General features: G+C 70.5%; 8 protein-coding genes, 1 tRNA gene and 1 pseudogene. 3 read left to right on the top strand and 7 right to left on the bottom strand.

Features of this window, described 5'->3' with window-relative positions:
- Nucleotides 1–38: 38 nt before the first annotated feature.
- The 5 genes from ACFTZL_RS33580 to ACFTZL_RS33600 form a co-directional block, all read right to left on the bottom strand.
- The gene (locus ACFTZL_RS33580) at nucleotides 39–635 is read right to left on the bottom strand and encodes a 50S ribosomal protein L25/general stress protein Ctc (RefSeq protein ID WP_382590636.1); all 597 of its coding nucleotides are present in this window, start codon (nucleotides 633–635) and stop codon (nucleotides 39–41) included.
- A 186-nt stretch (nucleotides 636–821) separates the two neighbouring features.
- Nucleotides 822–1,802 (bottom strand): ribose-phosphate diphosphokinase, encoded by a 981-nt coding sequence (locus ACFTZL_RS33585; RefSeq protein ID WP_382590639.1) that lies wholly within the window; start codon nucleotides 1,800–1,802, stop codon nucleotides 822–824.
- Nucleotides 1,803–1,949: 147 nt separating this feature from the next.
- Complete coding sequence (gene glmU / locus ACFTZL_RS33590) at nucleotides 1,950–3,395, bottom strand: bifunctional UDP-N-acetylglucosamine diphosphorylase/glucosamine-1-phosphate N-acetyltransferase GlmU (RefSeq protein ID WP_382590642.1); 1,446 nt, start codon at nucleotides 3,393–3,395, stop codon at nucleotides 1,950–1,952.
- A gap of 124 nt (nucleotides 3,396–3,519) precedes the next feature.
- A tRNA-Gln gene (locus ACFTZL_RS33595) sits at nucleotides 3,520–3,591 on the bottom strand.
- Between the two features lie 23 nt (nucleotides 3,592–3,614).
- Nucleotides 3,615–4,475: a hypothetical protein gene (locus ACFTZL_RS33600; protein WP_382590655.1), complete on the bottom strand. Its 861-nt coding sequence runs from the start codon at nucleotides 4,473–4,475 to the stop codon at nucleotides 3,615–3,617.
- Nucleotides 4,476–4,643: 168 nt separating this feature from the next.
- Here ACFTZL_RS33600 and ACFTZL_RS33605 point away from each other — a divergent pair, with 168 nt between their 5' ends.
- A complete protein-coding gene (locus tag ACFTZL_RS33605; RefSeq protein WP_382590645.1) occupies nucleotides 4,644–5,945 on the top strand; it encodes a sensor histidine kinase in 1,302 nt (433 codons plus the stop codon).
- A gap of 29 nt (nucleotides 5,946–5,974) precedes the next feature.
- Here ACFTZL_RS33605 and ACFTZL_RS33610 read toward each other — a convergent pair whose 3' ends face one another.
- Both ACFTZL_RS33610 and ACFTZL_RS33615 read right to left on the bottom strand, forming a co-directional pair.
- Nucleotides 5,975–6,469, bottom strand: coding sequence for an SUKH-3 domain-containing protein (locus ACFTZL_RS33610; protein ID WP_382590648.1), 495 nt, complete (start codon nucleotides 6,467–6,469; stop codon nucleotides 5,975–5,977).
- Between the two features lie 91 nt (nucleotides 6,470–6,560).
- Nucleotides 6,561–7,181 carry a YwqJ-related putative deaminase gene (locus tag ACFTZL_RS33615; RefSeq protein WP_382590649.1) on the bottom strand — a complete coding sequence of 207 codons (621 nt, stop codon included), beginning with the start codon at nucleotides 7,179–7,181 and terminating at the stop codon, nucleotides 6,561–6,563.
- A gap of 390 nt (nucleotides 7,182–7,571) precedes the next feature.
- Between ACFTZL_RS33615 and ACFTZL_RS33620 the strand changes: the two genes are divergently transcribed.
- Entirely contained in the window at nucleotides 7,572–8,576 is a 1,005-nt protein-coding gene (locus ACFTZL_RS33620; protein WP_382590652.1) for an SMI1/KNR4 family protein, read from the top strand.
- 8 nt (nucleotides 8,577–8,584) lie between these two features.
- A pseudogene (locus ACFTZL_RS33625) lies at nucleotides 8,585–10,215 on the top strand (hypothetical protein); the annotation flags it as partial.

Here is a 10,215-nt window from a genome sequence, read left to right on the forward strand (position 1 = left end):
CACCGGAACAGCGGCCGACGAAACGACGACGAAGAGGATCAGGCCTCGGCGGCCTCTTCCCCAGCGGCCTCCTCGCCCTCCGGGGCCTCCTCGGCCTGCGCGGACAGGACCTGCAGGACGACGGTGTCCTCCTCGACGGCCAGCGTCGTGCCCTTCGGCAGCGTGATGTCCTTGGCGAGAATCGAGTCACCGGCCGACAGACCCTCGATGGAGACCGTCACGGACTCCGGGATGTGCGTCGCCTCGGCCTCGACCGGCAGCGCGTTCAGCACGTGCTCGAGCAGGAAGCCACCCGGGGCCAGCTCACCCTCGGTGTGGACGTAGATGTCGACGTTGACCTGCTCGCCACGCTTCACCAGCAGCAGGTCGACGTGCTCCAGGAAGCCCTTCAGCGGGTCACGCTGCACGGCCTTCGGAATCGCCAGCTCCTTGGTCTTGCCGTCGATGTCCAGCGCGATCAGGACGTTCGGCGTACGCAGCGCCATCAGCAGGTCGTGGCCCGGCAGGGTCACGTGCAGCGGGTCCGAACCGTGCCCGTACAGGACACCCGGAACCTTGCTCTCACGACGGATACGGCGCGCGGCACCCTTGCCGAACTCGGTGCGCGTCGCGGCGGAGATCTTCACCTCGGACATAATCACTCCTCGAAGTCAGGTATGGACGTGGTCACCCGGCCACGAACGGCCTGCTACGAAGAGCGCGTCGATAACGGAGCACCGCATCCCAGAACGGGAAACGGCCTCCCTCGCCGAGCAACTGCAGCAGTCTACTCGGCAGGGGAGGCCGCACCCAAAACGATCTACAGGAACTCCGGAAAGCCCCTACTGCTCGTCGAACAGGCTCGTCACCGAACCGTCCTCGAACACCTCACGCACCGCCCTCGCGATCGTCGGCGCGATCGACAGCACCGAGATCTTGTCCATGTCACCGCTCAGCTCACCCGGCGTCGGCAGCGTGTTCGTGAACACGAACTCACTCACCCGCGAGTTCTTCAGCCGGTCCGCCGCCGGACCCGACAGCACACCGTGCGTCGCCGTCACGATCACGTCCTCCGCACCGTGCGCGAACAGCGCGTCGGCAGCGGCACAGATCGTCCCACCGGTGTCGATCATGTCGTCCACCAGGACACACACGCGCCCCTTCACCTCACCCACGACCTCGTGGACGGTGACCTGGTTCGCGACGTCCTTGTCCCGACGCTTGTGCACGATCGCCAGCGGCGCGCCCAGCCGGTCGCACCAGCGGTCGGCGACCCGCACCCGGCCCGCGTCCGGGGACACGACCGTCAGCTTGCCCTTGTCGACCTTGGTGCCCACATAGTCCGCCAGCAGCGGCAGCGCGAACAGGTGGTCCACCGGACCGTCGAAGAAGCCCTGGATCTGATCCGTGTGCAGGTCGACGGTGAGAATGCGGTCCGCACCCGCCGTCTTCATCATGTCCGCGATCAGACGCGCCGAAATCGGTTCACGTCCACGGTGCTTCTTGTCCTGCCGCGCGTAACCGTAGAAAGGCACGATGACGGTGATGGACCGGGCCGACGCGCGCTTCAGCGCGTCGATCATGATCAACTGCTCCATGATCCACTTGTTGATCGGAGCCGTGTGGCTCTGGATCAGGAAGCAGTCGGCGCCACGCGCCGACTCCTGATAACGCACATAGATCTCACCGTTGGCGAAGTCGAAGGCCTTCGTCGGGACAACCCCGACACCCAGCTGGTGGGCGACCTCCTCGGCAAGCTCGGGGTGGGCGCGGCCGGAGAAGAACATCAACTTCTTCTCGCCGGTCGTCTTGATCCCGGTCACAGCACTGTCTCCTCAGAGGTGTCGCAGCTGGGGGTTCGATCTCAGGTCGAAAGACCTCTCAGCCGGCTCGCGAGAGGGCATCTCAACTGGTGGGGGTGCGGTTGTGCACTTATCACCGTACGCCGTGTTTGAGGCACCGGTTTCCGGTCAGCCCTCCTCGGCCGACTCCCGGGAAGCCGCCTCCGCCGCCTTCGCGGCCGCGCTCCCCGGACGCTTTCGAGCCACCCAACCCTCGATATTCCGCTGTTGACCACGGGCCACGGCCAGCGAACCGGGCGGCACATCCTTCGTGATCACGGATCCGGCGGCGGTGTACGCACCGTCCCCCACCGTGACAGGCGCCACAAACATGTTGTCCGAGCCCGTACGGCAGTGAGAGCCGATGTTCGTGTGGTGCTTCTCCTGGCCGTCGTAGTTCACGAACACGCTCGCGGCACCGATGTTCGACTGCTCACCGATCGTCGCGTCACCCACGTAGGAGAGGTGAGGCACCTTCGTCCCCTCCCCGATCGTGGCGTTCTTCGTCTCGACGTACGTCCCGATCTTGCCCTTGGCACCCAGCCGGGTCCCCGGACGCAAGTACGCGTACGGCCCCACCGACGAGTCCGGGCCCACCTCGGCGCTCACGGCCACGGTGTTGTCCACGCGCGCGCCCGCCCCGACCCGGGTGTCGGTCAGCCGGGAGTTGGGCCCGACCTCCGCGCCCTCGCCGAGATGCGTCGTGCCGTGGAGCTGGGTGCCCGGGTGGACGACGGCGTCCTGCTCGAAGCTCACCGTGACGTCGATCCAGGTCGTCGCCGGGTCGACGACGGTCACACCGGCGAGCATGGCCTCGGTCAGCAGCCGGTCGTTGAGGATCCGGCGGGCCTCGGAGAGCTGGACGCGGTTGTTGATCCCGGCGATCTCCCGGTGGTCGCCGGCCACGGAGGCCCCGACCCGGTGCCCGGCCTCGCGCAGGATCCCGAGCACGTCGGTCAGGTACTCCTCGCCCTGGCTGTTGTCCGTGCGCACCTTCTTCAGGGCGTCGGCGAGCAGGTGGCCGTCGAACGCGAACACACCCGAGTTGATCTCACGGATCGACCGCTGGACGTCGGTGGCGTCCTTGTGCTCCACGATCGCGGTCACGGCGCCGGTGTCGTCGCGGACGATCCGGCCGTAGCCGGTCGCGTCGGGCACCTCGGCGGTCAGTACGGTCACCGCGTTGCCGTCGGCGGAGTGCGTGGCGGCGAGGGCGTCGAGGGTCGCGCCGGTGAGCAGAGGAGTGTCCCCGCACACGACGACAACGGTCCCGTCGACGGATCCGCCGAGTGCTTCGAGACCCATCCGTACGGCGTGCCCGGTGCCGTTCTGTTCGGCCTGCACGGCGGTGCGGACGGCGGGGGCGATCTCGCCGAGGTGGGCGGTGACCTTCTCACGGGCGTGGCCGACCACGACGACCAGGTTCTCGGGGTGCAGCTCGCCCGCGGCGGCGAGCACGTGCCCGACGAGACTGCGGCCGCAGAGCTCGTGCAGGACCTTGGGTGTGGCCGACTTCATACGGGTGCCCTCACCCGCTGCGAGAACGACGACGGCTGCCGGGCGGTTGGCGCTCACGGGATGCCCTTCGGCTGTGGATGGGGTGGGGTTTCATCCGCAGGATACCGGGGGGTTTTGTGGGGGACACGAGAGCGGGCCCTGAGTTGGCTGTCGCCGACTAGGGCCCGAATTTGAGCGTGTGCTCCCCCGCCAGGACTCGAACCCGGACAGATGGCACCAAAAGCCACAGTGCTGCCAATTACACCACGGGGGAATAAACCCGGCTGAACCGGACATTCAGTCAGGTCGCCGGGCGGCGCCTCCTACTATGCCGTACCAGGCGCCTTCCATGCGACGGTACAAGTCGGCGCTCTTGATCACGTAGACGATCAGGCAGCCGCGATATGCCTCCGAGGTGTTCTTGCGGCTTGTCTTCGGGTTGTGCTTCTTGAGGGTGGCCTTCTGGAACGTGCCTGGTGCCACTCCGGCGAGTCCGGCCCAGAACTCTTCGGCCTCCTGCACATTGGCTGACTCGTGGATGCTCACCCGAAAACGCAGGCGCTCGCGTTCTACGCCAAGCACGTCCAGCCAGCGCAGGAAGAAGCTGATGACGTTCGGGTCGCTGTTGATGAAAAGCAGCCTCTCGCGGCGGCTGTACGACTTGTCCTTGGCGCCCTCTGCCCAGTAGAGGGCCACTCCTGCCAGGAATACTTCCCGGTCGGTCAGGTCGCCGACTGCTTGCTGGGCGGCCGCCTTCGTGTGCTGTCGTTCCTCCTCGCGCCGTTGCAGTGTGACTTCCCAGCCCCGCCTCGCGATAGCCGAAGCTTCCTCGGTTGAGCGCTTGCGCTCCGGCTTCGGCAGGTCCCGTACCCACAGCGAGATCGAACTCTTCGAGCACCCCAGCTCCACCTGGATCTGGTCGTACGTCCAGCCCTGGAGCCGGAGCTCCCTGGCCTTCTCCTTCAGGTCGTCCTTCGCGTTGGGGCGTTTCGTCCAGGCCGGGGGCGGTTCGCCTTCCAGGAGGCGGTTGAGGATGTCGTTGTTGTCGACGTGCAGTCGGTCGCGGATCTGGCGGCGGCTCAGCCCTGCGCGTCGCAACGCCATCGCCCTCTCCCGTAACCCCTCGAAGTCGGCGTATTTGCCAGGCGCATGTGTCATACGCATACCGTCCGGGCGGAATGGAGGCCTCCGGGGTCGAACGGTGAGCGATTCAGCAGTTCGAGGGATATCGGGCGGTATTGCGTCTGAACGGTCACGGAGTGTGGTGTAGGCCAGTCCGGGAAACTCACCGGAAAACCGGCGCCGGGCGCCCTTAGGCTGGAGGGCATGACCGCGACGGGGGAAGACCATGTGACGGCCCGGGGAGGGCCGTGGTGGTGGGCCAGACGGCGCAGTGCCGTGTTCGATGCGAGTCTGGCCGTGGTGTCCGCGCTGGAGTGCGCGCTGGAAGGGATTCCGTTCGCCAGGGATGCGGGGATCCCGGTGGCGGCGGGGGTGGTGTTCGGCCTGCTTGCCGGTTCCGTGCTGCTCGTGCGGCGGCGGTGGCCGATCGCGGTGGTGCTGGTGTCGATCGCCATCACGCCCGCCGAGATGGGCTTCCTGATGGGCATCGTCGGCCTGTACACGCTGGCCGCGTGCGAGTTGCCCCGGCGGATCCTCGCCTCGCTGGCGGGGATGTCGCTGCTGGGGACGCTCATCGTGACGTTCGTGAAGACCCGGCAGGACATGTCGCGGGGGGACCTGGACATCGGGGACTGGTTCGTGCCCTTCGCCGCCATCACGATGTCGGTGGGGTTCACGGCGCCTCCCGTGCTGCTCGGGCTGTATGTGGGAGCCCGGCGGCGGCTGATGGAGAGCCTGCGGGAGCGAGCGGACAGTCTGGAGCGGGAGCTGCAGCTGCTCGCCGAGCGGGCGGAGGAGCGAGCCGAGTGGGCCCGGAACGAGGAGCGGACCCGGATCGCCCGGGAGATGCACGACGTGGTCGCGCACCGGGTGAGTCTGATGGTCGTGCACGCCGCCGCGCTGCAGGCGGTGGCGCGGAAGGACCCCGAGAAGGCCGTCAAGAACGCCGCGCTCGTGGGCGACATGGGGCGGCAGGCGCTGACCGAGTTGCGGGAGATGCTCGGGGTGCTGCGCAGTGGTGGGGACGTGCGGCGTGAGCGTGCGGCGTCGGTGCCGCTGGCGGCGGTGGGGGCGGCTGCGGCTGCGGCGGCTTCGCGGGCGGTCGACGACGAGGGGCCGTGTCTGGCGGAGATCGAGGAGCTGGTCGGGCAGTCGGCTGCCGCGGGGATGGTGGTGGATCTGTCCGTGGAGGGGGACGAGCGGTCGTATGCGCCGGAGGTGGAGCAGACGGCGTTTCGCGTGGTGCAGGAGGCGTTGACGAACGTCCACAAGCACGCGGCCGGGGCGAAGACCTATGTGCGGCTGGCGCATCGGAGGTCGGAGATCGCGATGCAGGTGGAGAACGAGCCGCCGCCCGAGGAGGTGGCGTCGTCGGCGCGGTTGCCGTCCGGGGGGAACGGGCTGGTGGGGATGAAGGAGCGGGTCTCGGCGCTGGGCGGGGTGTTCGTGTCCGGGCCGACGGACGCGGGGGGTTTCCGGGTGTCGGCGGTGATTCCGGCGTCGTAGGGCCCGGTTGTCTTTGGGCCCGGTGGTCGTCAGCTCGCTGTGAGGCGTACGGGTTCGGTGCCGGCGATGAGGGTGGAGAGGGCTTGGTCGATGTCCTGGCCGAGGTACCAGTCGCCGGTGTGGTCGAGGGTGTAGACGCGGCCGTCGGTGTCGATGGCGACGAGGGAGCGGCTGTCGGTCTCGGCGCCCAGGGGGCAGACCTCGGTGCCGAGGGCGCGGCCGAGGTCGCCGAGGGTGCGGGCCATGTGGAGGCCGTGCAGCGGGTCGAGGTGCAGGGCGGCGGGGGCTACCTGGCGGCCGGGGCCCGTGGGGGCGAGGTGGAGTCCGCCGAATTCGGCCCAGGCCTCGACGGCGGCGGGGAAGACGGTGTGCCGGTGGCCCGCGGGTGAGACGTGGTCGCGCAGGGCGTCGGCCCAGTATTCGGCCTGCTTGATGTCCCAGCGTCCGGGTTGCCAGCCGGCGGCGCGCAGGGCGGCGTCGACGGGTACGGCGAAGCGGGTGGTGGAGGTGCGGTCGGTGTGCATCTGCCCTTCGTCTCGTCGAGGTCGTGGGAGCGTCGGGCGAGAGCTGCGCGCCGTGCTGCCGGGTGCTTCCGGGGTGGGGTCGGGGTGGGCGTCAGTCGTTCTGGGACGCCGGGTCGACTATGCGGACCCCGAAGTGGGCGCTGAGCGCGGTACAGGCGCGGCAGGGGGTGGCGAAGGTGCCGTGGAGGGGGTCGCCGTCCTCGCGGATGTGCCGGGCGGTGAGTTTGGCCTGCTTGAGGGCTTTGCGGGCCTCGCCGTTGGTCATGGGTTTTCGTGCGGCGCGTTTGCTGCGCGCGGTGTCGGCTGCGGCGATGTGCCGGGAGATGAGGATGGTCTCGGCGCAGCGGCCGGTGAAGCGGTCGCGCTGGGCGCTGGTGAGCGTGTCCAGGAAGTCCTGGACGAGGGGGTGCAGGCCCGGGGGTGTGTCGCCGCGGACGGCGGTGCCGGTGAGGGTGGCGCCGCGGACGGAGAGGGCGGCGGCGACGGTGGGGAGGATGCCGTCGCGGCGGTGGTGGAGGACGGGGGCGTGGGCCGCTTCGGTGGCGCTCCAGCCGATGCGGGGATCGCCGTTGCGGGGGTCGCCGGCTCGCGGGTCGCCGTGGCGAGGATCGCTGCCTCGTGGGTCGGCGTGCCGCGGGTCGCCGTGCCGGGGGTCGCCGTTTCGTGGGTCGGCTGACCTGCCGGTGTGTGGTCCCGTCTGCGTCGCGTTCATGATCGTCTTCCCCTCCGTGCATCCCCCCGGGGGTCACAGACTGCCAAATGCCGTGGCTGCTGCGGAAGCTGGGGCGCGGCGACACGCCCGTTCCGGGGCGTGCCGTCACGTTGGGGTGACGGCTGGTCACGGAAGCGGAGGGGCTGCCGACCGGTGCCGGTGACCGGTGTCGTCGTACCGCATAGGCTGTCGGCACCGCGGGCGATGCGGTGATCCGTTCGGAGATCGATGCAGTGAACCGGAGGGTGATCCGCGGGGTCGCGCGTGCAGGGAAGTGCAGAGAAGTCGAGACGGACAGTCGAGACAGACAGACGTGACAGTCGATACGGGTCGTAGTGCGCCACAGGTGGTCAATACGGTTCGTACAGAGTGCCGCAGGGGGCAACCGCCATGACGACAGGTCGGCTCGGGCAGCAAGCCGCGCCGCCGAACGCGGCCTACGCCGGGCAGGTCGTGCATTTCCCGGACCCGGTCCGGGCGGCCCGTCACCCGAGAGGGGTACGGGTCGACGAGCGTGGCTACCCCGACTTCTCGCCCTACGCGCGCGCGGTCGCGGAGATCGCGGAGCCGCCGGAGGGGTTCGGCGTCGACGAGTTGCGGCTGACGGACTACGTGTCGGCGAACAGCGCGCTGTCGGCGTCCGGGCACGAGTTGTGGGACACGGTGCCGGCGGTGGCGACGCCGCACGGCTGGACCTGGCACCACGCGGTCGCCTCGCGGCGGCTGGAGCTGGTCCCGGTCGAGGTGAAGGCGCTGCTGCGGCATCACGGTGGCGTGGCCACGTCGGGTGTCGACCACGGCAAGCGGGGCACGCGGCCGCTCCAGGAGACGCGTCCGGCGCACTTCGGGCTGCCGAAGTCGGGTGTGGCCGTGACGGAGTCGCAGGTGCAGGGCGCCGAGGAGGAGCTCGGCTACCGGCTGCCGGGCGCGTACCGGTCGTTCCTGAAGGCGGCGGGCGGCTGCGCGCCGGTGGGTGCCGCGCTCGACGCGGAGCTGGGGCTCCTGGTCGACCAGCCGTTCTTCACGGTGCGGGACGAGGCCGCGGTCAATGACCTGGTGTACGTCAACAAGTGTCTGCGGGACCATCTGACCAAGGACTACCTGAGCATCTCCTTCGTCCAGGGCGGGCTGCTCGCCGTGAAGGTGAAGGGCGAGCGGATCGGCTCCGTGTGGTTCTGCGCGTACGACGACGCGCGGGACGTGGATCCCTCGACGCCGCCGGCGGAGCGGGTGGAGCGGCTGCTGCTGCCGTGCGGGGACGACTTCGATGTCTTCCTGTCGCGGCTGGCCGGCAATCCGCCGGAGTTGGAGACGGTGGCGAACCTGATGGTGGACGGCGGGTTCGCGCGTGTGGTGCCGGCGGGTGCGGTGTCGTCCTCGGCTGTGGGGGAGTGACTTCGGCGATGGTGACCTTCGCTCAGGCGCAGGAGCGCGCGGAAGAGTGGATCAACGGCGACCTGCCGTCGTACCAGCATCGTGAGGTGCGGGTGCGGGAGTTCGATCTCGGGTTCGTGGTGTGGGCCGAGGACCGCGCGGACGGGCCCCGCTCGGACGGGGGCGCGCAGCGGCTGGTGATCGCCCGGGACAGCGGCGAGGCGACGCTGTGGCCCGGGCTGCCGGTGGGTGAGGTGATCCGCCGGTACGAGGAGGAGTACGGCCGTCCGGACGCGGTGGACGAGCCGGCGCCGGCGCCGCCCGCGCGGGTGGATCTGAACCAGACGTCCTTCCTGCTGACTCCGCCGGAGTGGTTGCAGGACGCGGCGGACAAGCTGGGGATTCCGGATCGGCGGGGGACGGGGGCGGGTTCCGCTGCCGAGTCGGCCGCTTCTGCCTCTGCGCCCGCTTCTGCTTCCGGTTCCGGTTCCGGTTCCGCGGGTGATTCCGTCTCCGGGAGCGGGGCGTCGTGGCCGGCCGCCGGGGGGAGCGACTCGGACGCCTCCGGTGCTGCGGGTGGTCCGGTGGCTCCGGCCGCGCCTGCCGGGTCGACGCCCTGGGCCGGCACGGACACCAACGGCGATGGCGGTGACGACCGTTCGGTACCGCTGCCCGCGACGGTCTTCGCGCCGCCGCTGAGCGAGGCCGACGACAGCACACCGCCGCCCGCGACGACATCCGACGCCAAGACGGCGCTGATCGCGGGCGGGAGTCAGCTTCCGCGGACGGCGGTCACGCCGGCGGTGGACGGGCCTGCGGCGGACGCGCCGAACGCGCAGGGTGCCGGGACTCCGGCCGGTCCGGGGTACGGCTATCCGGCGGGGCAGGGTGCCGCTCCCGGTGTGCCGGGTACGCCGCCGCAAGGAGTGCCGGGTACGCCGCCCGCTGGTGTGCCGCAGGGGAGTACGCCTCCGCCCGCGCCTGGCGGGCAGCCGTACGGCTATCCGCAGCCGCCGGCCGGGCCGGGTGCGCCCGAGCGGCCGCTCGCGCCGAACGCCGGGGACATCGCCGACGCCGCGACCAGCAAGGCGACTCCGCCGCCTGGTCGTGGGCGGGGCTCGGGTCCGACCACGCCGCCTCCGCCGGGCGCACCGGGTACGCCGGGTGCGCGGCCGGGCGATGCGCCTGCGCCGTCGGGGCCGGGTGCGCCGGGGACTCCGGCGGGTGGGTATGTGCCCACGCAGATGGTGTCGGCGCTTGGGCCTGAGGGGCCTGGGGGTTCCGGGGCTCCTGGAGGTCCCGGTGGTGCCGGTGGTTCTTCGGGGGCGGGGATTCCGCAGGGCCCGGGTGCGCCGCTGCCTCCGCAGCAGCCGCCGGGTGCGCCTGGTGCGCCTGGTGCTCCGCAGCCTCCTGGTGCGCCCGGTGGTACGCCCCCGGGTGGTGTCCACCATGCCGCCACGATGTTTGCCGATCCCGGTCGACCGGGCCCGGGCGGGCCTCAGCCGCCTCAGCCTCCGGGGCCGCCTGGTGCTCCCGGTGCGCCTGGTGCGCCCCAGCCTTCGGGTGCTCCGCATCCGCCCGGCGCTCCCGGCGTTCCCGGTGCCCCTGGCGCCCCGGGTGTGCCCGGAGCCGGCGCCGGGCCCGTGCACCACGCCGAGAC

It is taken from the genome of Streptomyces sp. NPDC056948 (genome assembly GCF_042674225.1).
GTDB classification, from domain to species: domain Bacteria; phylum Actinomycetota; class Actinomycetes; order Streptomycetales; family Streptomycetaceae; genus Streptomyces; species Streptomyces purpurascens.